The sequence below is a fragment of the Psychrobacillus sp. FSL K6-1267 genome, from assembly GCF_038003265.1.
In the GTDB taxonomy this organism is placed as follows: domain Bacteria; phylum Bacillota; class Bacilli; order Bacillales_A; family Planococcaceae; genus Psychrobacillus; species Psychrobacillus faecigallinarum.
Genome location: NZ_JBBOOR010000001.1, coordinates 351,122 through 378,018, shown reverse-complemented (window position 1 = coordinate 378,018; position 26,897 = coordinate 351,122). Strand labels below are relative to the sequence as shown.

General features: G+C 37.1%; 20 protein-coding genes. 14 read left to right on the top strand and 6 right to left on the bottom strand.

Annotated features, from left to right (window positions below):
- Positions 1-121 precede the first annotated feature (121 nt).
- Positions 122-880, bottom strand: a complete 759-nt coding sequence (locus MHB55_RS01875; protein ID WP_154311752.1) for a hypothetical protein — start codon at positions 878-880, stop codon at positions 122-124.
- Positions 880-4,719 (bottom strand): AAA domain-containing protein, encoded by a 3,840-nt coding sequence (locus MHB55_RS01870; protein WP_340862434.1) that lies wholly within the window; start codon positions 4,717-4,719, stop codon positions 880-882. Before MHB55_RS01870 ends, MHB55_RS01875 begins: the two co-directional genes overlap by 1 nt.
- A gap of 450 nt (positions 4,720-5,169) precedes the next feature.
- Between MHB55_RS01870 and MHB55_RS01865 the strand changes: the two genes are divergently transcribed.
- Positions 5,170-5,502 (top strand): DUF485 domain-containing protein, encoded by a 333-nt coding sequence (locus MHB55_RS01865; RefSeq protein ID WP_154312363.1) that lies wholly within the window; start codon positions 5,170-5,172, stop codon positions 5,500-5,502.
- A 2-nt stretch (positions 5,503-5,504) separates the two neighbouring features.
- Complete coding sequence (locus MHB55_RS01860) at positions 5,505-7,028, top strand: solute symporter family protein (protein WP_154312364.1); 1,524 nt, start codon at positions 5,505-5,507, stop codon at positions 7,026-7,028.
- 43 nt (positions 7,029-7,071) lie between these two features.
- On the opposite strand, the gene MHB55_RS01855 is transcribed toward MHB55_RS01860, so the two are convergent.
- On the bottom strand, positions 7,072-7,620 hold the full coding sequence (locus MHB55_RS01855) for a YhcN/YlaJ family sporulation lipoprotein (protein WP_340862433.1): 549 nt from the start codon (positions 7,618-7,620) through the stop codon (positions 7,072-7,074).
- Between the two features lie 245 nt (positions 7,621-7,865).
- Between MHB55_RS01855 and MHB55_RS01850 the strand changes: the two genes are divergently transcribed.
- The 12 genes from MHB55_RS01850 (at position 7,866) to MHB55_RS01795 (ending at position 20,700) form a co-directional block, all read left to right on the top strand.
- Positions 7,866-9,035, top strand: coding sequence for a M20 family metallopeptidase (locus tag MHB55_RS01850; RefSeq protein ID WP_340862432.1), 1,170 nt, complete (start codon positions 7,866-7,868; stop codon positions 9,033-9,035).
- A gap of 211 nt (positions 9,036-9,246) precedes the next feature.
- Positions 9,247-9,858, top strand: a complete 612-nt coding sequence (locus MHB55_RS01845; protein WP_144538493.1) for a TerD family protein — start codon at positions 9,247-9,249, stop codon at positions 9,856-9,858.
- Positions 9,859-9,874: 16 nt separating this feature from the next.
- Positions 9,875-10,450, top strand: coding sequence for a TerD family protein (locus tag MHB55_RS01840; RefSeq protein WP_340862431.1), 576 nt, complete (start codon positions 9,875-9,877; stop codon positions 10,448-10,450).
- Between the two features lie 111 nt (positions 10,451-10,561).
- On the top strand, positions 10,562-11,659 hold the full coding sequence (locus tag MHB55_RS01835; protein ID WP_144538491.1) for an HpcH/HpaI aldolase/citrate lyase family protein: 1,098 nt from the start codon (positions 10,562-10,564) through the stop codon (positions 11,657-11,659).
- On the top strand, positions 11,610-12,977 hold the full coding sequence (locus MHB55_RS01830) for a phosphoribosyltransferase family protein (protein WP_340862430.1): 1,368 nt from the start codon (positions 11,610-11,612) through the stop codon (positions 12,975-12,977). Before MHB55_RS01835 ends, MHB55_RS01830 begins: the two co-directional genes overlap by 50 nt.
- Positions 12,967-14,079, top strand: a complete 1,113-nt coding sequence (locus MHB55_RS01825) for a cysteine protease StiP family protein (RefSeq protein ID WP_340862429.1) — start codon at positions 12,967-12,969, stop codon at positions 14,077-14,079. Before MHB55_RS01830 ends, MHB55_RS01825 begins: the two co-directional genes overlap by 11 nt.
- Positions 14,076-14,894: an HAD hydrolase family protein gene (locus MHB55_RS01820; RefSeq protein ID WP_151111544.1), complete on the top strand. Its 819-nt coding sequence runs from the start codon at positions 14,076-14,078 to the stop codon at positions 14,892-14,894. Before MHB55_RS01825 ends, MHB55_RS01820 begins: the two co-directional genes overlap by 4 nt.
- A 12-nt stretch (positions 14,895-14,906) precedes the next feature.
- A complete protein-coding gene (locus tag MHB55_RS01815; RefSeq protein WP_144538489.1) occupies positions 14,907-16,520 on the top strand; it encodes a YceG family protein in 1,614 nt (537 codons plus the stop codon).
- 18 nt (positions 16,521-16,538) lie between these two features.
- Positions 16,539-17,615 carry a toxic anion resistance protein gene (locus MHB55_RS01810; protein ID WP_186318158.1) on the top strand — a complete coding sequence of 359 codons (1,077 nt, stop codon included), beginning with the start codon at positions 16,539-16,541 and terminating at the stop codon, positions 17,613-17,615.
- A 40-nt stretch (positions 17,616-17,655) separates the two neighbouring features.
- Positions 17,656-18,234: a TerD family protein gene (locus tag MHB55_RS01805; protein ID WP_144538487.1), complete on the top strand. Its 579-nt coding sequence runs from the start codon at positions 17,656-17,658 to the stop codon at positions 18,232-18,234.
- Between the two features lie 362 nt (positions 18,235-18,596).
- A complete protein-coding gene (locus tag MHB55_RS01800) occupies positions 18,597-19,493 on the top strand; it encodes a PucR family transcriptional regulator (RefSeq protein ID WP_340862428.1) in 897 nt (298 codons plus the stop codon).
- A gap of 109 nt (positions 19,494-19,602) precedes the next feature.
- A complete protein-coding gene (locus tag MHB55_RS01795) occupies positions 19,603-20,700 on the top strand; it encodes an ABC transporter ATP-binding protein (protein ID WP_144538485.1) in 1,098 nt (365 codons plus the stop codon).
- Positions 20,701-21,045: 345 nt separating this feature from the next.
- Here the strand turns inward: MHB55_RS01795 and MHB55_RS01790 are convergent, their stop codons facing one another.
- The 3 genes from MHB55_RS01790 to MHB55_RS01780 all read right to left on the bottom strand — a co-directional run bounded on the left by MHB55_RS01790 (position 21,046) and on the right by MHB55_RS01780 (position 26,889).
- Entirely contained in the window at positions 21,046-24,126 is a 3,081-nt protein-coding gene (locus MHB55_RS01790; protein WP_340862427.1) for a hypothetical protein, read from the bottom strand.
- 192 nt (positions 24,127-24,318) lie between these two features.
- Positions 24,319-25,278, bottom strand: coding sequence for a GNAT family N-acetyltransferase (locus MHB55_RS01785; protein WP_191697011.1), 960 nt, complete (start codon positions 25,276-25,278; stop codon positions 24,319-24,321).
- Between the two features lie 18 nt (positions 25,279-25,296).
- Entirely contained in the window at positions 25,297-26,889 is a 1,593-nt protein-coding gene (locus MHB55_RS01780) for an FAD-dependent oxidoreductase (RefSeq protein WP_340862426.1), read from the bottom strand.
- Positions 26,890-26,897 lie beyond the last annotated feature (8 nt).

Here is a 26,897-nt window from a genome sequence, read left to right as displayed (position 1 = left end):
TTTATTCATTGTAAATATATAGATACCATTAATTATTTTTCTATTGTTCGTTTTTACATAAATAGAAATTATGAAATTGATTCAAAAAGAGAAGCCCACCACATAAGGTGAGCTTCACTCTTTAGTTCAAATATTTTTTTCTCCAGTTCAATCGTTCTTTTTCATTTAACTGTTCTTCTAGAACTTCATCCCACCGATCCGTAAGCGTGTTCCATACTCTTGCAAAGAATAGGTCATCACTTTCGTTATAAACGATGTATTCTAAGCATGGGATGTCATCAATATACAATTCAGAAGATGTAATAATCTCGGAAATGATAATCAGCGGAGCGTCTCCTTCTGTCACTTCAACTTTAGATTCTTCAACCGCTTCTAATAACAACCTATCTTCTAATAGTAGTTTCTTTTTTTCTTCTTTCGCATATCTATATACTTCAAGCAACTCCTCGCCCTCAGAAGCAGGCTTAATCTCTCCTTTTAAAAAGGCTTCGTGGCTAGGACTATACAGGATATTTTGTGTGCCAGGTTCCTGCTCTTCTTCAAAGATCCCCTCTTCCAGCTGCTGGATTCCCTTGCTCGTTAAAGAAATAGAATCCTCTTCCTTCTCTATCAAACCTGATTTCTTCATAACATCTATTAAATCATCGATGAATAAATTCTCTACAAGTAATAGCTCACTAAGCTGCATAGAAGATGTGATGTCTGTCTTTTGAAAGGAAATCAGCATTATTTTCATCAGGACATCCATCTTCGTACGCTTAATACGTTTGTACTCAACCTCAATTGTATGAATTGGAACACACCATAGAAAAGATTCCATTATTTTTAGTTTTGAATTCTGTTGAATTTCCTGCTTCAAACGATTTTGTAATGATTGCATCATTTAACTCCTATTTGGCTCCCTTGATCGATCATTTCAGGATTACGGAAGCCTTCCTTCTCTTTTACAATTCTTTTCAGACGGCCGTACATTTCTCTAGAGCTTTTTTGTTTAGCCCGTTTCGTGAACATTTCTACACTACCGACTAGGATTAACAGCTCTCTAGCCCTTGATAAAGCTACATTTAGTCGTCGGTAATCGTTGGCAAACCCGATATCTCCACTCTTATCTTGGTTGTTTCGTACCATACTCAATATGATGACGTCCATTTCCATTCCTTGAAATTTATCGACTGTTCCTGTTCTAAAATTTAAATGCTTTAAGTTCAATTCCTGTTGGATGAGACGATCAATTCTTTTTACCTGTTCCCCATAAAAACTAATGACTCCTATGCTTTTCTTTTCATGTTGCTCCATTTTTCCCTCTGTCTTAGCGGTTTCTGTTGCTTTATTCAAATCAATAAGAATTTTTCTAATGGAATCGAGCTCCGCCTGATTGAAGCGACTCTTACCGTTTTTCATACGTTCTTCAAAGTATCGCTTCTCATTAGGCATGTCCACCCAAAGAAGATGGTCTTTTCTTTTAACTATATTTGAATCCAGCAAATGATCGCGCATTGCATCTGAATCAGATAGACCGCATTGTAATCGGTAATTTTCTTCTTCATAGAATGGAGTAATGGTTTCCATAATACTCTCATGCATTCGATATTGAATGGCAAGCATGGTTTTATTGCTTTTAGGCAGGTTTTTGAACAATCGTTCGAATAGAGACTCCTTCAACAGCTTTTTCAATTCCTCTTTTTCTTCCAAGCTGTCGCTCTCTTCCAAAATAGCCTGAAGGGTCTCATCCAATGTATCCTCCCCAACAAGTGGAGGTAACTGATGATGGTCGCCAACTAGAATAACCTTCTTGCCCTTGAGCATAGGCAGTAGCAATTCCGGTGGGGTCGCTTTCGAAACCTCGTCAATAATCACTACATCGAAGGTTGGGTAGTTTTCCATGAATTCCTTACGAGCCGAAGCTACACAAGTTGTACCAATTACATTTGCATGACGGACATATAATTTACGGATTTCCTCTAAATCATGGTCATTCGCATCCTGTAGCAAGGAGTACCATTCATCTTGAAGAGCTTGTGTAACCGGCAGACTATCCAATTGCTGTTTAAGCTTTCCTGCCTCTTGGACTAGTTCTACTATCTTTTCTTTAGATTTTTTTAAAGCCGTTTCTGGATTTTGTAGAATAATTTCATCCAAAGCCTTTAAATGTCTTTCTTGCTCCAAGCCCTGTGCATTCACTTTCTTGCTTTCTAATTCTTTTTCTTGGAGAATTGTTTCCTTCTCTATAACTTGAGTGTTTATGTTCTCCCAGTCACTCTTTTTATGAACAAGTTGTTCCATATAGGATGAAATCTTTTCGAATGTACTGGTAAGTGTTTCTCGCTTCTTCTCCATGTCTGATAAGCTAGAACTCAATATGGCTAACATTGGAATATTTTCATACATCTCTATATCTTCATAAGTTTGTTGAATTTTTTGTTCTAACATTGCAAGACGATTCTTTTGAGTTGATCCCATATCGATTAATGTATTTGTCTGTTTTTGTAGAGTGATTAATGCATTGTCCAATTCGCTACCTACTTGTGTTTTAATAGCTTGATACTTAGAAATAGAATTGTTTTTCGAAAATTGTACATTTGCTTGCTGCTTCAATACGTATTTTTCTCGAACGTACAAGCCCTCAAGTAAAATAGCTAATTTTTCAGTAGTAAGCTCATCCTCATCTGATGTCATAATATGCTTCAGTCGGTTCATAAATTGATGAATCTCTTTCACTGTATAGGTTGAATCAAATACGATTCCACTTCTTCCCATATTATTTTTTACATTTTCAACAGGGAACTTATACTTTCTTAACAGTTTTTCGATAAACTCGATTGCTGATTGCAAACGAGCATATAAATCTTGCCAATCCGCAGAAGATTTAATATTCTCAATCAACACATCTAGTTCTTCCATCTGTCGTTTTACAAGAGAAGAAGGTGTAATTTCACAACGCTCCATCCTCTCTTTCAATTCATCAACCTTACGAATTGTCTCAATTTCTTTCCTAAAAGTTTCTAAAGCCCCCAATTTCTTATGGAGCAGGTGATATTGTTCTCTCGTTTCTTCTATTTCTTTTTTTGTTCTTTGTAAGGAATCCATTGTCTCTTTAAACAGTATTTTTTCATGTGTATTTTCTATTTCTTTTGTCAGCTGACCTATTTGCTCAGTTACCTCTTGGGCAGTTGGATTTTCTTCTACGAATTTATCCATTTTTTCTATTTCTTCAGCCAGCTGTTCCGAGCGAGTACGAAGAGGTAGCAAGGAAGCCTCTATTTCCTCTCGTTCCTTTTTTAACAATACCAATGCTTTTTTTAGCTTTCTTATTTCATTATTACGTTCATCGTGCTCAGCCTGTGCTATGACTTTTCTTTCGATAGCCTCCTCTAAGCGTAGCTGCTCTTCTTTAATACTTTTCTCTTCTGAATAATTGTCGGCTAGCTGTTGCTTTAGAGTTCCCTCTTTAGAAGCTTGTTTCTCTAGTTCAGCCTTCAGTGTGGCTAGCGTTTGCTCTTTCCAATACTGGCCAACATTTTCTTCTATAAATCTTTTCCCTTCCTCTTCTATACTTTCCGTTCGGCCAAAACGCAAGATACGTATCTCTTTATTGGAAAGCAGTCTACTCAGAGCATTGTCTACTGCTAAGTTGGACTGTGATGCTACAAGTGTACGAAGCCCTGCTTTAGCATTTTGCTGACATATTTCGGAGATAACTGTTGTTTTACCCGTCCCTGGAGGACCTTGTATCACGTAAAGATCCTCTGCTGACATTGCCCCAACAACTGCTTCCTGTTGAAACTCATTTAGGCGGTTATGAAATTCAAGTTCCTTTTGTTTATTTGTAATCCTAATAGTAGGGCGGTCCTCAAACAGAATTTTTTCAAGATTAGCATTTGCTGCCAAACCATTTTGCAGGTCTTCAAAACCCTTTCGCAGTCTACGTATTTGACTTAAAGTCGCAAAGTTACTAAAGACCACTTCCTTGAACTTAGGGTGTAAACTATTTTTTCTTGCCATTTCTCTATATTTCGGCCTTAGCTCTATCTCAATTATATTCTTGCCACGGTCTGCCTTTAGAACATCACCTATATCATTTTGATAACCTTTAAAGCTAATACTTAGACCTTTTATTTTGTTCCATTCGTCCCCATTCACTTCACTGCCCATTAAAGAAACTCTACTAAAGTCTTCATTAAACTGAATTCTAGAAAAACTAGCAGTAATATCGGCAATATCGGCGTTTCGTTCCTGTATTTTTAAATAGCCTTCCCAGCTCGAGATCCGCTTTTTAACATATTCGGAGCGTTCTTCTGCTACAGGCAGCTCCCTTATTCTTGTATGTAGTTGTATAGGAAGTCCTGCACCATTATTTTTTTCGGTGACAAATGTAAGGCTTACCGGTAGTCTTCTATTCGTTTGGATAGGAACTCGAGCACCTCTTAAATGGAATCCAGTCGCCAAAAACCCATTATTCTGTAGCACACAGTCCATTACAGCTACTTTGCCACCAAGTTTTTCTGTCAGTGCGACATTCTCTATGTTGTCAAAATATAATGCAATAGATATATTTCCTTGATTGTTAACTGGACGTTTCTCAATATAAACACGAAACTCTCTTTGTATATTAAAAAAGTCATGTTCATCAGTTGACCATTCCTGGATTCCTTTGCGAGCATTATTCGTTATCATCAGGTTGCAGCGCATTGTTTTTTCTAGGGTTGAAGCATTACTCATGAACAGACCTCCTTGGTTAATTTTTTTTAGTCCAACTTATATATGTTAGCATTTTTTAAGGAAATCTTAAATTATCATTTAACAATTTGATTTGGTGATATTTAGAAATAAACATTTTAGTAAAAAATTATTTTAAATAAATCACTAACAAATACACCGCCATGCTCAATAACCTAAGGTTCAATTCTTTCCTAGAAAAGGTGGAATTAAGAAACTAATTTTAGACCAACAAATAAATTTAAAGCTTTAAATATTATATAAATATATTTTTAGAAAAATGTAAATTTTGTGAATTTTTTATTGATATTTGGATTAATTTTCCCTATCATTAAATATACAGTTTTCTAACTTAATATTCGGAAAACTAATAAAGTTATAGGAGGAAGGAAAATGCCAAAAAAAGCTGGAAGTGTATTAGACCCTGCTAGTCCTCAAAAAAACTCTAAAAAAATGAAGAAAAGTGGAACTGAGCCACCACTTTACAACTATGAAGCTATCGCACAAAGCCCGGATTTTAAAGCTTTAAAGAAGAAAAAAAGAAACTTTATTATTCCAATCGCCGCTTTCTTTCTGCTATTTTATATTTCTTTACCCATTCTGACTTCTTATACAACGATATTGAATAAGCCAGCCATTGGAGATATTACATGGGTTTGGGTGTTTGCCTTCGCTCAGTTCATAATGACTTGGGCTTTATGTATGATTTACGTGAGCAAAGCTAATGGATTTGATAAAGATGCTGAAGCAATAATTGAGAAAGAAAAGGCTGGTGACTATGTATGAATATGAGTGGAGTTGGTCTAATATTTTTTGTAGGAATTGTAGCTTTAACCTTATTTGTAACATATATTGCCTCCAAAAGAACAAACTCTGCAAGTGAATTTTACACGGCAGGTGGAGGATTGACTGGCTGGCAAAACGGTATAGCCATTGCTGGAGATTACCTCTCCGCAGCATCGTTTCTTGGGATCGCTGGTGCTATTGCTCTCTTTGGATTTGACGGTTTCTTCTACAGTATAGGTTACTTAGTAGCATACTTAGTAGTTCTTTATATTGTTGCCGAGCCACTTCGAAACCTTGGACGCTACACGCTTGCAGATATGATTACAGCACGCTTCAACCAAAAGAAAGTTCGAGGGGCCGCAGCGATAAGTACAATTACGATTGTTTTGTTTTATATGATTGCACAGCTTGTTGGTGCAGGGGCACTTATACAATTATTACTAGGCATTGACTATTGGGTTGCTGTATTAATCGTAGGTACTATGATGACAATCTATGTTCTTTGGGGTGGAATGGCAGCTACGAGTTGGGTACAAATTATCAAAGCAGTTCTGTTAATGATTGGGACGGTTGTCATTTCATTTTTAGTATTATTGGAGTTCAACTTTAATATATTTGGAATGTTCACCGAAATGAAAACGGTTACAGCACAAGGTGAAAATTACTTAAATCCTGGTGTCAAATATACGAATGGCTTGGATACCATTTCTATGATGATTGCTTTAGTTTTAGGTACTGCTGGCTTGCCGCATATCCTTATGCGCTTCTTCACTGTAAAAGATGCAAAGACAGCTCGCTCTTCTGTTGTATATGCCACTTGGATTGTAGGTATCTTCTATGTGCTTACTATTTTCTTAGGCTTCGGGGCTGCGTATTTTGTAGGTGCTAGTGACATTATGGCAGCAAACTCGGCAGGAAACATGGCAGCGCCATTACTAGCAAAAGCACTTGGCGGAGACTTTCTCATGTCCTTCGTGTCTGCAGTAGCCTTCGCAACCATTCTTGCTGTTGTAGCAGGCCTTGTTTTATCAGGGGCATCTGCATTTGCTCATGATATTTATGGACAAATTATCAAAAAAGGTAAAGCAACAGAAAAAGAGCAAATGAAAGCCGCTCGTCTTGCATCTGTTGGAGTTTCTGTACTTTCTATCATACTAGCTTTAGGTGCGCAGACGATGAACGTAGCATTTCTAGTTTCTCTTGCTTTCTGTATTGCGGCGAGTGCTAATTTACCTGTTATCATCTACACCATCTATTGGAAAAAATTTAACACTACTGGTGCTATGACTGCGATTATTACAGGTCTGGTAACTGCTTTAGTATTAGTTTCATTGAGTCCAAACCTATGGGGAACAGACGGCACACATCTTTTCAATGGCACTGCTCTTTTCTCATTGACTAACCCCGCAATTATTTCAGTACCAGCCGGCTTTTTAGGTGGATTTGTAGGTGCCTTGATTGGTGCCAGGGCAGATCAGAAAAAATATGCTGAGGTGGATGTCAAAGCAAATATTGGTTTAAAATAATGAAAAGGCGAAGAGATAAAACTCTTCGCCTTTCTTTATTGTCTTAACGTGCGTCAGGAAATATACGATCAACTGTATCACGGAATTCATCAAAGAACCCTTCTACTGGTTCACCTTCTCTGATCTTTGTTCCGTACTCTTCCATTTTACCAACAAAATCAGGATCTAAAGAAACGTATACGTTTTCAAAGGTTAAATTACCTTTACCTTCTTTGGCTTTATCAGAAATACGAGTTTTTATATCCTCGCTCTCTTTCACTCCGTCCTTTAGCCTTACTGCAACATACGCATTTGTGTCCGTCACTAATACGTGAGCTGCATCCACTTCATCCAGTTCCGCAACTTTTGCTGCCAAATCATCTGCTACATCAACTTTTTGGTCACCATTAGTGGAAACATCTTTTCCTTTTTCATCTCCAATATCTCCGTCATTACCAGTGTCAACAGTTGCATTTGGATCCATATTCTCATCTTTGTTTGTATCTGTTGTCGTTGTATCGGTTGTTGTGTCATCCTTCTTATCATCATTTCCACAGGCTGTTAGAAAACCGATTATAAGAATAGCAATTAATATTTTCATTTTTTTAATCATTTTATTTTCTCCTTTTCAATAAATTATTACAGTTGTAGGATGTGAATTAATCTACACAATATACACCCAAACAAAAAATAGATTATTTAAATAATTTAAAATATACAAGTTATAATCTGTTATAATTTTTAGAGATGAAGAATTCTAACCTTTTCTAAACTGATAATATAGTTAAAAATTTTCTTTTAGCAGCGTTATTACTTATCTATTTACTATGCAAAAAAAAATATAAAAGAGGTGTTGTTATGAATACTGTTCTATTGGAAAGCTTAGAAGCTAGCTACGACGACATGGTAACGATTAGAAGGTATTTACATATGCATCCTGAGGTATCCTTTCAAGAAGTACAAACTGCTAAATATATTCAAGAATTTTATTTACAGCTTGGTATACCTTTCGATGCCAATATCGGTGGAAATGGTGTCGTGGCAAGAGTTAAAGGCTCAAAGCCTGGAAAGACTATTGCTCTACGGGCCGACTTTGATGCTCTACCTATTCAAGATGAAAAGGATGTTCCATACAAATCTACCGTTCCAGGTGTAATGCATGCCTGTGGTCATGATGGACACACTGCTGCTTTACTTATACTTGCCCGTACACTCAATGAGATAAAGGAAGAACTTAGCGGAGAATATGTATTTATACATCAACATGCGGAGGAATATGCTCCAGGTGGAGCGAAGCCAATGATTGAGGCTGGTTGTTTAAAAAATGTAGATGTGATTTTTGGTACACATTTGTGGTCTCAAACACCTCTTGGTACGGTCGCCTACCGTTCTGGTCCTGTCATGGCTGCAGCTGATCGTTTTATCATTAAAATTCAAGGTCGCGGTGGTCACGGTGCTAATCCGCATGATACGAAAGACGCCATCCTAGTTGCTTCTCAGCTAGTAGTAAATTTACAGCAAATAGTCTCTAGAAGAGTTAATCCCACGGAGTCTGCTGTCCTTTCTGTCGGTTCATTTGTGGCCGACAATGCATTTAACATTATAGCCGATTCCGTAAAATTGAGTGGGACCATAAGAACATTTACACCTATTGTAAGAGACTTAATGGAAAATGAGTTACGACGTGTGTTGGAAGGCACTTGTATGACAGCTGACTGCACTTATACGCTCACATACGAAAGAGGTTACCCTCCAGTTATTAACCATAAAGAAGAAACAGAATATCTTTCCTTAATAGCTAGACAGATTCCTGATGTTAAAGAAGTAGTAGAATCTGATCTTTTAATGATTGGCGAAGATTATGGATACTACCTTGAACAGATCCCAGGAACATTTTTCTTTACTGGAGCGATGCCTAATGGAGATGTATATCCTCATCATAGTCCAAAGTTTGACTTTAACGAGAAGGCCATGCTAACAGCAGCTAAAACTTTGGGGCTAGCAGCTATTAGCTACCAGGAACAATAAATGTAAGTAAAAAACTTTGCCTAAAGCAAAGTTTTTTTAAATAAATTTTTAGCAGATCGGCTCAATAATTTTAAAATTTCCAATTTTCGATACAAAACGTTAAAATATAAAAGAATGGGTAATGTTAAAAAAATTACCATTTAATGAAACTTTTCCAACGTTAATTACGTAAAATTAATTAAATTCAGAAATTAGGGAGGTTTGTTTATTAATGGCTATTAATCTAGTAAAGGGACAAAAGATCGACCTTACTAAAGGAAGATCTTCCTTAAAGAGTGTAATGGTAGGACTCGGCTGGGATCCTGTCAGTCAAAAGAGTGGTGGGTTTTTAGGAGGTCTTTTTGGTGGAGGTTCTAGTGGTGCTGCAATAGACTGCGATGCTTCTGTTCTGCTTTTAAATGAAAATAATAAGCTCTCGTCTAAACAACAATTAATATATTTCGGAAACAAAAGTTCTAATAATGGAAGCGTCGTACATACCGGTGACAACCGTACCGGAGCTGGGGATGGAGACGATGAAATTATCAACGTAAACCTTAAAACGGTTCCAAGTTCCGTTCATAAGCTATTGTTTGTCGTTAATATTTATCAAGCAAAACAACGTAAACAAGACTTTGGCTTGATTAAAAATGCATTTATTCGTTTAGTAGACAACGATACAAAACAAGAACTGGTGCACTATAATCTATCAGACAATTATTCTGGAAAAACTTCACTTTTCCTAGGGGAACTGTATCGCGCTGGAGAAGAGTGGAAATTCTCTGCAATTGGAGAAGGAACAACCGACTCTGATATTACATCTATTGCAAACAAATATTTTTAAGGAGTGTTAAATAAATATGGCTATTAATTTATCAAAAGGACAAAAGGTAGACTTAACCAAAACTAATCCAGGCTTAACAAATATTATTGTTGGACTAGGATGGGATACTAACAAATATGACGGTCGCAACGATTTCGACTTAGACTCATCCGTCTTCCTATTAAACGGTAGTGGAAAATGTAACTCTGAAGCTGATTTTATTTTTTATAATAATACTTCAGGTAGTAATGGGGCAGTAGTTCATACTGGAGATAATCGAACTGGTGAAGGCGACGGCGATGACGAGCAAGTTAACATTGAACTGACAAAGGTCTCAAGCTCAATTGAAAAAATTGCATTTAGCATTACTATTCATGATGCAGACACTAGAGGACAAAATTTTGGTCAAGTAAATAATTCATATGTACGAATTGTCAATGCGGACACTCAGGAAGAACTTATCCGTTACGACCTGGGAGAAGATTTCTCTATTGAAACAGCTGTCGTTGTTGGTGAATTATATCGCCACAATAACGAATGGAAATTTAATGCAATTGGAAGCGGCTATCAAGGAGGGTTAGGAGCTTTAGTTTCTGACTTTGGCTTAAACTAGTTAAATCTTTTCTAAAGCGAGGGTCTTTTTCCTTGCTTTTTTTTTACAAATAGTAAATTTCATAGAATTTGGGTGACCTATAGCCCCTTCTTCATTTAAGGAGTGATTACCATGAGACATTTTAAGGGTTTGAGTGAAAATGAGATTAATAATTTTTTTCATATACCCCCTAACGAATTTTCGAAAACGACGGATAAGCTAAAATTGGGGATTGCACTAGGAGCTACTTTATATATCCCTGGCCTTATGAGTAATTTCTCCTTAAAGTTCGTTGAGAACTCTTTTGAAAATCTCACTAGCGGAATTATTTGTTTAGAGGATTCTATTTCAGACAACGATTTAATAGAAGCAGAAAATAATGTAGTGGAACAGTTACGCACGTTGGCAGAAGCAATCGAGGAACATTCAAGCTTACAGAATAACCTACCCCTACTATTTTTAAGAATTCGGAATACAGAACAGTTACTTAGGCTTTCTCGAGAGTTAGGAAACAGTCTTGGACTCATTACTGGTATTGTCTTTCCTAAATGTAATTCTAATAATGCTTCAGATTTCTTTTCATGCCTGGAATCTTTAAATAAAGAAAAATCCTTTTCGCTATACGGTCTACCTATTATCGAAACAAAAGAAATTATTTATAAAGAATCTCGACAAGAGGAGCTTCAAAAGCTATATGCAATATTCCTGCATTATGAACGTCTAATCTTAACGATTAGAGTTGGAGCAACAGATTTTTCTAGCCTCTTTAGCCTTAGACGCCCTTACAATCGAACTGTTTACCAACTACAGTTGATCGTAGATTGTTTGACAGAAATTCTAAATACTTTCAACAGATATGATAATAACTTTATAATTTCTGGTCCAGTATTTGAATACTTTGATACTAAAAGCGAGAAGATTTTATTTGAAGAGGTGCAATTGGACCTTTTGAATGGTTTCTATGGTAAAACATGCATTCATCCAAACCAAATAGACATCGTTAACGCTGTGTATCCTGTTTCTAAAGAAACTTTTGACGATGCTAGCATGATTGCAGGAAATCGATATGTAACTAATGGAGTTTTAAGAAGCCCTACTAAAAATAAAATGAATGAGGTAAAGCCTCATTATAGTTGGGCTATAAAAATACTAGCGCAAGCAGAGATATATGGGGTGCTAAATGAAAATGTTACCACACACGACTTTATCGGCTACATCAAGAACTTATAATTTACATGGAAATTTAAAGCTAACCATTGAGATTCAAAATAATCCGTATAACCTTTCACCTGAGCAACTTTTTGAAATGGGAGTAAGAATAAATAAAAAGAGGCAATTTCTATTTATTAGTCGCCTTCTCGGGAAGCACTTAGCAGTAGACCCTTCCCTTTCACTAGGTACGGGAACAGTTCTTGCTTCTATGTTAATGGAGAACGAAGGTTTATCTTCTCATCCTCAGTTAATGGATATTATTCATATGATTGATTCAGGGAAGCCTGACCGTGAACTTAGCCTAAGCTCTTTAAAATATAAAGTTAGATTACCGACAAATACGGTCTTTATAGGTTTCGCAGAAACTGCTACCGGATTAGGTCATGCTGTTTTTAATCATTTTGAGGAGGCGCAGTATATTCATACTACGCGAGAAGATATCGTCAATCTCACCCCTTCTTTTGTTTTTGAAGAAGAGCACTCACATGCTACCTCTCACCGAGTATACGCTTCTGAGAATTCGTTAAAAGAAGCAGAGACGATTGTGCTGATTGATGACGAGATAACCTCTGGCCTCACACTTTCCAACTTAATAATATCCTTAAATAAAAAGTTCCCAAAAAAACAATTTAAAATTTTATCTATTCTGGATTGGAGAAGTCTTGAGAATAAAAACAATTTTCACAGCCTAATGAATAAGCACGGGATTCATGCGGAAATAATTTCAATTCTCTCCGGTCAATTCACATTGCATAATACAGAGATAATCCATGAGGATATCATACCTTACCTAAAAGGTAGAGAAGACTTCGATCTACCTTTAGAAGATGACTTTTCCTCTCAGTATACCGCTCCTTATTTTAGCGAGCATGCTATTTATAGCAATTTTACTGGTAGATTTGGTCTTACGAGTGAAAACCATGCAGCGATGGATGATTGGATACATAAATTGCTTGATACGCTGAAACTTGATAGGAATAAGCCAACGCTTGTTATAGGTTTAGGAGAAAATATTTATATTCCATGTCGTATTGCTCTCGCATTAGGTAAACACACTAAGATACAAACAACGACTCGTAGCCCGATTTTTGCAAAAAATAAAGAAAACTATCCTATTAAAAACAAGTGTAAATTTATATTGCCTGACTCTAACAATATTGAACAATACTTATATAACCTTACAGAGCATGAATTTGAACAAATCTTAGTGGTGGCCGAGTCTGTTAAAAACAAGGATACCTGGTCTCCGTTACTGAACTACTTACAAAGCAAGGGTCCCGTTACATGGTTATCCCTTGCAGCTCCAACTAAAAGAGGTGGAATAAATGATGCTTAAAACTGCCGATTTAGTAAAAACAAGCTACTCGCCTGAAGATATAACCTTCCTCTTAAAGGATATGTCCAAAATTCAGATTGAATCCAATGTAGACACTCGAGAAAAGGCATTTTCTTTAGGACATCATTATTCTGAGTCTTTACCTATAGAATATCGCCCATCCGAAGAGTATCTTCATTTATACAATCAGGCTATGCTTCAACTTTCCAGCTATGTAGCTCAATTAGTAGGCATTGTCACCAGACGCGTCCATAAATATGCCAAAACGGATCACGTCGTCATTGTTTCTTTGGCGCGTGCCGGAAGCCCAGTAGGGATTTTAATGAGAAGATATGCCCGGTCATTTTTAGACTTAGACTGGCCACATTTTAGTGTGTCCATTTTAAGAGGAAAAGGGATTGACGAAAATGCTATTAAAACAATTCGTGAGTTATATCCTAATTATCACTTACAATTTGTAGATGGTTGGACTGGAAAAGGTGCTATTCAAAAAGAATTGACCAAGTCTATTCAAAAATTGAATCAGCAGGGTCTACATCTAAATGATGACCTTGCAGTCCTTTCCGATCCAGGGGGATGTGCAACTCTATATAGTACAAGAGAGGATATTCTTATACCGAATGCTTTTTTAAATTCCACAGTATCTGGTTTAATCAGTAGAACTATTTTAAATAACTCTTTTCAGTCGCCAGAAGATTACCATGGGGCCAAGTATTATGCTGATCTTGAGGAGGAAGATGTATCAAATGCTTTCGTAAATCAAATCTCTGCACACTTTTTGGCTCAAGAGAAAGCTATCTTAGCGCGGTCAAAAGAATTCCCTATTAAGAATGAAAGAACATGGTTAGGCATGCAGGTAGCTCAGGAAATAGCACATAAATATTACAAAAACTCTGACCTAACCAAAGTGAAGCCTAGCGTTGGAGAAACTACCAGAACGTTATTAAGGAGAAAGCCATACAAAATTCTATTAAGAGATGAAAGTGATGAAGCTGTTAAGCATATTTTAAGCTTATGCCAAGAAAAAAATATACCTATCGAAATAATTCCTGACCTTTATTATCGTGCTATCGGTCTTATAGAATCGGAGGAACTAATATGACTATTCTATTTGCAAGCGATTTAGACCGTACACTTATATATAGTAAAAAATCTAGAGGACACGAAGTAAGTGAACATGATTTAGCTATAGTCGAATGGCGCGAGAATAATCCCGCTGCATTTATGACCAAGGAGGGGCTGGAAATTTTCAAGGAACTTTCCTCCTCGATTGAATTTTTACCGGTTACTACTCGAACCAATAAACAATATGAACGTTTATTTGGATTATATAATCCACAGGAAAAACCGACATATTCTATTGTCTCCAATGGAGCCGTAATATTAGAGAACGGAAGGCCGATCCCTGAGTGGTCGGATAAAGTAAAGGAGGAGCTTGAGGCAGACTGTACATCAATTCCTCACGTTCTTTCACAAATAGAACCTTATATCCAAAGAGGTTCCATCTTGAACTCCTTACAGGCAGAGAACTGGTTTGTATATATGATTATCGATGAAGACAGGTTTACTGTTGAGGATTTTGAAGACCTTTCCCAACTATTTTTCAAACAAGGATTCACCTTGTCTAAACAAGGGAGAAAATTATACGTAATGCCTAATTGTATTAATAAATCGCTTGCACTGGAGTTTGTGACAGATCGTTTAGAGGCAGAAATTGTAATTGCAGCAGGCGATTCCTTGTTAGATTTAGATATGGTTTTGGGTGCTGATTATGGCTTTATCCCACAGCATGGGGAGGTTATTTTAAATAATAGGACCCTTCCCTCTCACGTTCAAATAACCGATCACACTGGTGTATTGGCAGGTGAAGAAATAATTAAAAAAGTATCTGAAATTTGTTATAATATGTATGAATAGGAGGTAAAACCCATGGTGAAGTTAAATCCAATAAGGATGCAGTCGTGGGATTCATCTAACATTGGGAAATGGCTAAAGAACTCTTTAGAGGATCCAAGTATAGTTACAATCGATCAAGATAGCCTGATGTATCCCCAGTTATTATGCCAATTTATTGGTGTCTCTTTAGATGAAGATGAATATTTTACTATTCTGCATACACAGATCAATGATTCTGATGGTAAGCTGATTAATCTTACTAATTCTCTTAATAAAGAAATTTCGTCTGATAAACTACGTGCTATTAATCAGCTTTTTGAAATCCATCGACAAGAAAAAGGACTTTCCCCTAATCGAATGGTTGCATTTTTGGAAGGTCATTTCTTGCTACCAAGGCTCAATGATAATGATTTAAACAGACGTATAAGAATTGTCTTAATAGATTTATTAAAACAGCTCCAATCCAACTACGTCGAAGGGACTCAGCATCATGAATACCGACGGATAACGATTGACATGATTAAATGGATATTCAATCATGTCGAACCTGTTCTAGAAAAACTAGATTTTAAAACCGGTCTACCCGGTTTCCTTTGGTACGGTGATGCCACCCCTAGCGAGAGATGGTTTCTGAAATATTTAGCAGCTTATGGATTTCATATAGTAATATTCAATCCCTGTGATGAATCCTGGCCTAAGCAAATGTTTGGAATAGATGAGGAGCATTCCTTTAAATTCCCAAAAATCGCAAGTAAGCCAAGTGAATTTCCAAGTGAAATGCCTAAAATTGCTGGTACAGTTGCCTTTAAGGCTACTCAAGAGATAAATGAACTCTTACATCACGATGACTCCGGCCTATATAAGCCCTTTCAGTTTAAATCACATTCAATAAATTCCGTGAGGTTAAAAACTACCGAGGATGAGGCATTTTTAATAGCCAAAGAGCGCGCCATGATTAGACCTCACTTTCAGGTAAGTAATCAGCTAGTAACTATTCCTGTCGTCTTTGCAAAATACATGGGAATTGACCGCAATCGAAAGCGTTTTTGGAACAACGTTCATTCCTTAACCTCTCGAGAAGATACCCATGTAATTCGTCAATTTCCATTCACTAAGGAACAGAAAACAAATCCCTTGTTCCATTACCGCAATGCTTTAAGTTCAGATGGAACATTAAATCCAGAGATTATGAAAACTTCTAACTGGTGGTCTTATGGTAAATTGCCAACTGGTACACAAACAGCCATCGGTGAAGCCATAGCTAAGCATGTTCGTGATCCAATTCTTATCCCCCAAGGTAATGAATCATTTGAGGAACTGCAGCTATATGCATTTTCTCAATCCATGTATTTACCTAATTTTGTAATTCGTTTGTTTCAGACATTCGATTATCCTCAATTTGTCCCTACTATCTTCTTATATAACGAAGAAAAAGGACCAGAGTTGAGTAGAGCAGATGCAAACGCTTTATGTATGATGCATTATCTTGGTTTAGATATTATCTTAGTAAATCCTCAAGGACATTTGGATATCGAAAAGTGGGTCCAGGAAGGAATGTTTGATTTGCACTGGATGGATGATAGATCCTTCAATGAACCTTATAAGGAACAAAATGTTGTAAGTAAAATTTTCAAAAAATTTAGATGATATAGGGGCTGAAGTAATTTGGAACTACAAAAATTAGAATTGGAACAGAAAGAACAACTTTTAGAGGAAAGCAATGAACTTAAAACACAATTGAAGAGAGACCCTCAGGTTTTACAATTGGTGGCGAAAATTGACCCTAAAAATCAGGTGGAGTTATTAGAGTTTGGTCGCGAACCTGCCAATGAAATATCTGCTTTTACGGGCCGTATTTTAAACACAATAAAATCTAGTAGTATGGAAGAATCCAGCGAGCTTTTAAAACAGCTAGGTAAAATTATGGATAAGTTCGATAAAAAAGACTTTGTAGAAAAGCCATCACTCTTAACCAAAGTATTCAAAAAGGGTGAAAAGCTAATCGAAAAGCTCTTCAACAAATATCAAACAATGGGAAAAGAAATAGACAAAGTCTACATTGAAATTACGAAATATGAAAAAGAGATGAAAACGTCTACCCAAACGTTAGAAGACCTCTATGATAAAAACTTTAACTATTTTATGGAGCTAGAGAAATATATTGTTGCAGGGGAATTAAAGGTTAACCAATTACGTCAGCAACTCCCTACCCTGCAGGAAAAGGCGGAAAAAGGAGATCAGCTTGTTTTAATGGAATTGAACTCCCTGCAAAACGCTATTGAATTGCTGGATCAAAGAATTTATGACTTAGAAATGGCCAAACAGGTTGCATATCAGTCTGCTCCTCAAATTAGAATGCTACAACGTGGCAACACTAAGCTTATAGGAAAGATTAACTCTGCCTTTGTCACAACGATTCCTATATTTAAAACCGGGTTGATAAATGCTATTTCCGCAAAGAGACAAAATCTGGTCGCCCAATCCATGAGTGAATTAGATCGTCGCACAAACGAAATGCTGCTAAGAAATGCGAATGATATTTCTAAGCAGAGTGTAGAAATTGCTAAGCTGTCTGGTCAATCTAGCATTAAAATTGAAACTATTGAGCAAACGTGGGATACGATTATGCGAGGGATGAACGAAACAAAAGCAATTGAGGAAGAAAATCGCAAAATGAGGGAACAAGGTCGTCTTCGACTAGAGGAACTACAAAAGAAATATGAAGATGGTCAGAGAAAATAACTAATTGTCTAATACTATCTAATTTTAAGGAGGAATTTGAATGTCAGTTATTAACCTATCTAAAGGACAAAAGATTGATCTTACAAAAACGAATCCTGGATTAACAAAAATCATGGTTGGATTGGGTTGGGATACTAATCGCTATAGTGGTGGTCATGACTTTGACTTAGATGCCTCTGCTTTCTTAGTTGATCAAAATGGGAAAGCACTAAGCGATAAAAGTTTCATCTTCTATAATAATCTTCAAAGCGAGGACGGCTCAGTTGTTCATACTGGGGATAATCGAACAGGTGATGGTGATGGCGACGACGAACAATTGTTAGTTAACCTACGACAAGTGCCAAGCGCTGTGCATAGGGTAGTCTTCACTGTTACCATCCATGACGCAGACACGAGAAGTCAGAACTTTGGCCAGGTTTCAAATGCCTTTATTCGAATTGTAAACGACGAGACGCACGAAGAAATAGTTCGATATGATTTGGGAGAAGACTTTTCAATTGAAACTGCTCTCGTGGTTGGGGAGATATACAGACACGGTAATGAATGGAAGTTTAATGCAATTGGGAGCGGTTTTCACGGCGGATTAGCCTCTTTAATTACAGAGTTTGGTCTCAACTAACCTATGTAATAAATACATCGCACCTTGAAAGATTGGTCTAGAATCAACACAAAATAAGCGCTCCAGTCATCTGAATAATATAAGAAATCTCTCGAGTTCATTTGAAACTTGGGAGATTTTTGTTTAAAGCCCTTTTTATTTTTGGATTACCTAATATGGATCGAATAATATTATGTGATTTTCTTTTCTTATTTGTAGGGATATATATAGGCATTTGTAATTTTCTTATTATTCCTTAGTTTGATAAAATGAGATTAAGATGAAAATTCTAAAATTGAAAACTTTAGTTTAAACCAGTTAATACTTTATTCCTCTTCTATGTTGTGGACAATAGAGGTATTCAAAAGAAAGGAGTTTAAAACATGCGTAAAGATTTATCAGTAATTTTCCCTTCCTATCAATTATTTTCGGAATACCCTAATAATAAAGATAACAATTTCCTTACTTTTCATGATGCCCCTAATAATCAGTGGATACAAATCAATAAGGATGAAGTATCTTCTCGGGATTATGCACTACTCTCTTCTTTCTACACAGTAGTCGATTTAACATTTCCTACTAATTATTCACTTTCCGAAAAATGGATTCGTTTCCTTCATGGATCTGGTGAACTCCCTATTGAAGCTGGTACTGAACTTCGTATTATCCAACTTGTCATAAAGAATAGTGACTTTCTAAATGAAGATTTAACTAAGGCAGTCCAATTGTTTTTTGAAGATGCTGTGCAGCTGGTTTTCATCTCCAACGATAATGCCTTGCTTATTGAGCAAAAGTCTACTTATGTTCAATCTACAGAGGATCTTGCATCCTTTATCTTTGCTCTAGAAAGTGATTTCTTCATAAAAGCAGACCTCTTTGTAGGAAAGTTTAATACTGTAAACGAACAAACCCCTTCACGTTACACTTTGGAAAGAGAATGGTTCTCTAACGGTATCGTAAATTACTATCCCGGAAGAATTTATACGCTTGAAAATATATTCCCGACTATCTTAATAAAAGAAATGTCCGAGAGCTTAAGACAAATCATTCACCAAGAGGTGCTCATCCCTATTGAATTCGATACGGAGTTACTGCAAACCGTACAGGCTTTTTTTGAAAATGGCTTTAACGCCTCTATTACTTCAAAAAAATTACATATTCACCGAAACACCCTTCATTATAGACTATCTAAATTTCAAGAAATCACAGGTATATCAGTCCGTGACTTTGACGGGGCACTTATTGTATATTGCGCAAGCTTGCTCGTAAACTATGAATAACAACATGCACAATATATTTTATTAAATCTTGTGCATATCATCCATATCAACCATTATTTCCTATTGGTAATCTTAAAGAAAGGTAAAAACAATTTTAGGGGGATTACTAATGGAAAAAATGGTTCTTGAAAATATCTTTAAAATTTACGATGACACTTCAACTGCAGTTTCAGACTTTAATTTACATGTTCAGGACAAGGAATTTATCGTTCTTGTTGGTCCATCAGGCTGTGGTAAATCTACAACTCTTCGTATGATTGCTGGACTTGAAGAAATCTCTAAAGGTGAGCTTCGTATTGAGGGTAAGCTAATGAATAATGTTGCACCTAAAGACCGTGACATCGCAATGGTTTTCCAAAACTACGCTCTTTATCCACATATGTCTGTTTATGATAATATGGCCTTCGGATTAAAGCTAAGAAAATTTCCAAAAGCAGATATCGACAAGCGAGTGAAAAATGCAGCAGATATTTTGGGACTTGAGCCTCTTTTAAACAGAAAACCAAAAGCATTATCAGGCGGACAGCGCCAGCGTGTTGCACTTGGTCGTGCAATTGTTCGTGACGCAAAGCTCTTCCTAATGGATGAGCCTTTATCTAATCTAGATGCTAAATTACGTGTCCAAATGCGTGCTGAAATTATTAAGCTTCATCACCGTCTTAAAACAACTACTGTCTACGTTACGCATGACCAAACGGAAGCAATGACGATGGCTTCTCGTTTAGTAGTTATGAAGGACGGTCTCATTCAACAGGTGGGAACGCCAAAAGACGTTTATGAAAATCCTGAAAATGTATTTGTTGGAGGCTTCATCGGGTCACCTGCTATGAACTTCTTCCAAGGGCACGTAAAAGATGGTTATTTTATTGCTGGTGAGCATAAGATTAAGTTATCTCCAGAAAAGGCTTCCCTGTTAAATGGGCAAGGCTACAATGGGAAGGACGTTATATTCGGTATCCGCCCTGAACATATTTCTGCTGATCCAGAGGATCTTACTCGCACACCAGAATCTGTTGTAAATGCACATGTAGATGTATGCGAGTTAACTGGAGCAGAGTTCATGGTTTATTCTACTCTAGGAGAACAGCAGTACGTTGCTCGTATCAATGCAGATTCACTTTTAGAAACTGGGCAACACATCCAACTTACATTTGATATGTCAAAGGCACACTTCTTTGACAAGGAAACGGAAAGTCGTATTCGATAAAATCTTTGCCCACAGCCCATTAAAGGGGTGTGGGCTTTTATAATAGGTAGACCCTTAACCTTATACAACAATTATCTATAAAAAACTCTACTCAAAATAAAGAGCCTCGAAAACTTTACGACCTGGAAAAGTTTTCGGGGCTTCTATTCAAATTACCTATAGTTGTTTTCTGTTACATCGGACGCTTTCCGGGAGCACGGCATCTATCTCCTCGTCGCTTTGCTCCTGCTTAGGCTTTTATGCTCGCGCTGCTCCCCCAAGAGTCGCCGCCTCCTCTTTCAAACACATGCCCCAGCATTTTCTTATACTTTTTATTTTCTACCCCTAGTGTATGTCCTTGAGGCTTTATTCCTTAATGATAAACTCTTCCGATAACGGCACCATATTCTCCTTTATCTTCTTCCCTTCCCACGCAGTTACTTTTACTTGATAGCCTTTAATGTTTTTAGGCAACTTAAGCTTTGTGGACATTTTCATCGTTTTACCTTTTGGGATTGTTCTTGAGCTTTGGTCTTGATCAACTACTTTTCCGTTTTCATCTATTAATTCCATTAGCACTAATATATCTTGATTTTTATTTCTAGTGTTAACAACCTCTACGGCAGCAGTAATCTTTTTTTCCTTTGTTAGCTTGTGTATTTCCTTTCCTTTCTCATCCTGGAATTTTACACTCACGTCCATTGCATATTCCGGATTCTCTGCTTGCTGCTCCCAATGGATACTATATACTTTCTTTGACTTACCATCTGTAGCAATGACTGTAATAGTAGAAACTTTTCCCTCATCAATAATATTTACCTTAGCTTCTGTTTGATTTGCTATAGCTTGTAAGCTTGATCTTTCTAGTTCCGGTAAGCTATATCGGCTCTTTCCTGGTGAGAAATCAGAAATAGCTCTTCCACCAATTAGAATAGATTTTAGCGTTGCATCTGTTTCGGGTACTGCAATCATTTGCAGCTTGTTGCCTAGTGCGTAATAAATGCTTCCGTTCATCCCTACCGCCATATTATTTATAAAGCGATCTACGATAACTTTATGTGACAGAGTTTCTGGATCAATAGCAACTAACTTTCGGGAAAGTGTAGTATAGAGCATTCCATCTGGTGCCCATTCTAGTCGGTAAGGTAGCCATTTACTGCTATTATATAAGCTTGGATGAATGGTTTTGCTCTTAACAACTTCCAGCGTTTCTGGATCTATCGCAAATATCGTCCCATCTACTATGCCCCATAGGTTACCATCTGGCCCAATAGAGATTTCTCCAATCATTCTCGGAGTTTCGTCTATTCCAGGAATAGTAGGTGTAAATTCTGCTATTTTTTGTGAAGTAGCTACATCCCAAACAAATATCTTAGCCTCTTTTGCTTTTGGGTCCAAGCCTAGCCCACCCCAAATGGACGTGCTACCATATAGTTTCCCGTCCTTATAGGCTAATCCAATAATACTTTGATCTTCTACTACATTTCTATATTGTGACCATTTACCAGTATTTTCATCAAATATGGCTAAAACTCCACCTAATACACCGTAATCTGGTACCGTACCGACAAATAGCTTATTATCTCCGGATGTCATCGTAAATGGTCTATCTTGATGGTCCGTTATATCATATTCAAGTTTAGGATTACTATTTAAATCTATGTCCTTACTTGGATCATAGCTATACATCATAGCCCCTACATAAGTTCCATAATATACTTTGTTGTTTAGAAAGCCGATACCTTCTGGTTGGGCAAAGGAAGGTATATTGACTTCTCTTTCATTCGTAAATGGGTTGTATATACTTAGTCCACGTTGGTAGCCACCCATATATAGTTTGCCGTCTTGTCCAGCTTCTAGCGCCTGAATCTCTACGGATTGAGAGGCAATATTCATGTCAATAAACGTTATCTCATTATTAACCGGCTCATATAACATATATTCGCCATACTGCGTAATCATTGCAAGAACCGTCTCTCCATTGCTTAAAGTTATCCATGCCATATCTTTTACTCGGACTGTGTCAGGCAATAAAGGAATACCTTCAATTTCTTTTGTTTCATTTTTACTAGAATCGTACTGATACAATTTCTTTTCAAACTTAAAGTAAATTAAATTATTATCGTGTGGAGAAGGTTCTGAAATCATATTGCTGTAACTAAACTGATTAATCACTTCGTGCGTCTCTATATCTAGAACTAACATAGTTACCGATCCAGCAGAAACAAAAAGCTTATCATTTACGATAAAAATGTTTTCTATCATTCCATCCAGACCTGAGTGACCATCAATTATAATTTCTTCTTTTTCCCCTGTTAATCTATTAATTTTTATCAAATGCTTTTTAGTACCTACTCCAACATAAATGGATTCGTCATCTACTCCAATACCTCTGGCATATTGCTGTCCTTCCTTCGCACTACCAAAGTTATGGAAAACACCGCTTTTTATGTCGTATTCAAATACACCTGCATGGGGATAGGTAGATCCATAAATCTTCCCGTCCGTTGTCCCTTCTAAATCCCATACCCAGTCATCAGATGGATTGACCCCTAATTCTTCTACTTTCTTCTCTTCGGGTAAATATCGATAAAGCTTACCATCCCCGGTCCCTGCAAAATACACATTTTGATCGGAACCGACAGTGATTGCCCATAAGGCTTCTGTTCCTTCTATTACTTTAGAAAATTTAAGCTCTCCTGTCTCCGCATTTAAAACAGAAAAGGTGCCCGGAAGGCCGTTAGAATGATAATATACCTCATTTTCTCCAAGACTGTTTTTTTGGATGACTGCTGCTTGTCCTAACTGCACGTTAACCATTTCACCTAAATCGACTGGAGAAGCATATTCTCTTTCTAAAGGAATATCTTCCGCTGCTTGCTCCCAAGATACGTCGTCAAAGTAAGCTTCTGTTAAGCTAATTCCTCCTGAGTAGAAAGCTAATCTTACATATGCTGCATTCATAGGAACCTCAGTGAAGACTTTTAGTTCTGCCCACTTGTTTTTAGGTAAGTTTCCGAATAACTCTGTTTTGACATTGTTTGTGAGCTTTCTATTATCTTTGTCGTAATAGTGCACCTCATACACAATATTATGGGTTTGCTTTACCACATTCGTCATGACCTTTGCAGTATAGGATTTACCTGGAATGACTGATACTCTGTCACTAAATATCCTACTACCTGCTTTGTCTGATTCGTCTTTAAAATGTAGGCTGTGAAGCCCTGTGTGAGAAATGGTGTTGATAATAGTTGCTGGAGTACTACTGTTATTTTCCATTGACCAGCCCGGTATAGTAGACGGGTCATTATTTGCCTCTTCAAATCCTGCGTTTCGTACCTCAATTGGCACTTCCTCCGCATGAGATATGGATAGAGGTGCAAAGTTCCCTAGTGCTACAATGGTGCAAATCACTGTAGTTATCATAATTTTCAAGAGCTTTTTCATTTATTCTTCCTCCCATATTTATAGTTTTTAACACTAGGATTCTAGGATTCTAGGATTCTAGGATTCTAGGATTCTAGGATTCTTGCGCATACTATCACGCAATGTGTAAGTAAAAATAAATTAATCCTGCTTATGATCAGTAGTTAGATTCGGGAACATGGAATGGATAGCAAATGAAACTTCGAGCATATTTCATTTCTCGCTAGTTAAATCCTTCAAATAAATTCCGTAAGTCTTCCAAATATCGAAGTCTAGTTTTTTATAGAAATCTACTAGTATCGTCCAATCAATAATAATAGTTTCGATTTTTCTTTCCTGTAAAATCACTATCGCAGCCTGTACAATTCCTAATCCATATCCTTGCTTTTGTTCACTAGAATCTACTCCAAGTGGTCCAATTCCTCCGACCTTAGTTGTAAAGGAGGGGCTCCAGTAAACATTCTGAGCAATAGTTGGTGATGCATCATCATTGATTCGACAAAAACCAATGATACCTCCATTCTTTTTGAGAACTACAAACTCTCTGCCACTCCCCTTCGATTCAAAATATTTTATCGCCTCATATTCCCATCTACCAGGAAAAGACTTGTTTAAAAAGGTTAGAAACTCTTCCTTTTCCTCCGCTTGTAGAATTGAATAGGAAACTGTATTGTCTTCTGGCATGGAATAGTTCTTACTAAGGTGATTAATCAGGTCATATGTGTCGATTCTTTTCAAATAGCCCTTCTTTTCCGCCCATTGTTGCGTCTCTTCATATTGAAGAGGGACTCCAGAGAAATAATGAAAAGGATCTCCGCCCAGTTGAATTTCTTCTATGCCATTATCTCTTAGTGTTTCTTCCGCCTTACCAAGTAACTTTGTTCCTACTCCTTTATTTCGATAATTTTTATCAACCAAGAGGACTTGAATCCATCCCCTTTTTGAATCCATTTTTATATCTACTTGCTCTTGCCACTTTTTAGCTATAATAAATCCTATTAAGTTGTTTTGTTCATCTACCGCCATGGCGCAACCATCTTCTAGAACATTCTTGTCTTCCAAACTGTTTTGGTTAAAAAGCTTCTGACGCATTGGATATTCTTCTCCTAACTCTTTGTTCCAGAGCTTTACCATTTCCTCTAGCCTACTAGCTTCCCAAGGTATTACTTTCATTTCACGTCACCCTTTCTACTACTGTCCGAATGTCTCTTGCATACGTTTAATAGGGTCATCTTCCATGTCGCTACTCCACTCAACAACCTGGTTTACTTTCTTCAGCTCTTGTTTTAGTTCCTGATAATCTATATCTTGGACGGATGTATTATTTTTGATAGCTAAATTTGCTGCAACACTTGCGGATTGTCCAAGGATCATGAAAACGGGCTCCATGCGGATTGAGCCATATGCGATATGTGAGCTTGATAGGCAAACTGGAACGAGCAGATTAACACACTCTTCTGACTTAGGGCGTATTGATCGATAGGAAATCTCAAAAGGAGAAATTGGGACCTGCACATCCCCCTCATTGACACACCTACCATCAATCACTACACGTCTACAGTTATGTGAATCCATATGGAAGGATGCTAATCCAACAGGGTCTTTAACAAGGGATTGTCCAAGACAGTTATGGTCTGTCATAACATAATCTGAGATCATTCTCCTTGCTTCTCTAATATATAGCTGATGTGGCCAATGTCCCGTTTCTTTAAATTCATCCTTTGGAAGCCCCCAAGATGCTACCTCCTCACGAATTGAATGTGGAACTCTTTCATCATTAGATAGAAAATAGAGCATTCCAAGATCATAGTTTACGTGATTTTGAAAAATTTCCTCCCGTTTTTCGTAGCTACCCTCCGGCCATTCATAATTGTTTCCTATATTGTCAGTCGAGATTGCCCCATGGTTATTCAAATCTGACTTATCATTTGGAAGTGGAGTATGAAGTTTCATAGCGTCCCATACGCCAGACTTAATATAACGTAATAATAGCTCATAACGTTGAGGCTCATATTTAGGGGGTTTTGGAAAAGGAATACGATTTTTAGGGTTATTCGTTAAACAAATTCGAAAGTTGTAAGCTTGAATCCGATGATCCCCCTGTCCCTGGTATCCTAGAGACTCTTTACTGTCCTCGCTTATACCTGGTAATATTCCACTTTCCTTCTGACCCTCTATCACATATGGATCAATCCACTTCTCAAATTTATGGTGTGGTGCTCCAAACTGTACGCCATTGTAGATTTCTTTATAGGTGGCATTAGATTCTCTCCCTACAAAAAAGGACACACCAGATTGAGCTAGTAAATCGCCTTCATAGCTACAATCCATAAAGATTTTTCCTTTAAAACGATTATTACTCTCCATTACTATGTCAATTATTTTTTCATCCTCTTTAATGACTTTTTGTAAATGCTCATTAAGAAACACGGGAATATCGTACTTATCCATCCATGAGTCAAATATAGATTGAGCAGCCTTAGGTTCGAATCTCCATTGCTTTTCTTTGTTATAGTATCTAGCTATCTCATCATAAAACTCTTTAGCGATCCCACCAATGGCACTTTCTGCGCCAAGATCAGTAGCACCTAACCCACTAGCAGTCATCCCACCGATATTTCGACTGAATTCTACCACTGCAACAGTCAGACCATTTCGTCGTGCCTGGACAGCGGCAGTTAAACCTGCTGGAGTTCCACCGTATACAATTAAATCCTTTTCTATTATTTTAAAGTCTAATTTCGGCAATGTTGGCTTGTAATAGTATAGTGATTTAAAATCCATTATCTTAC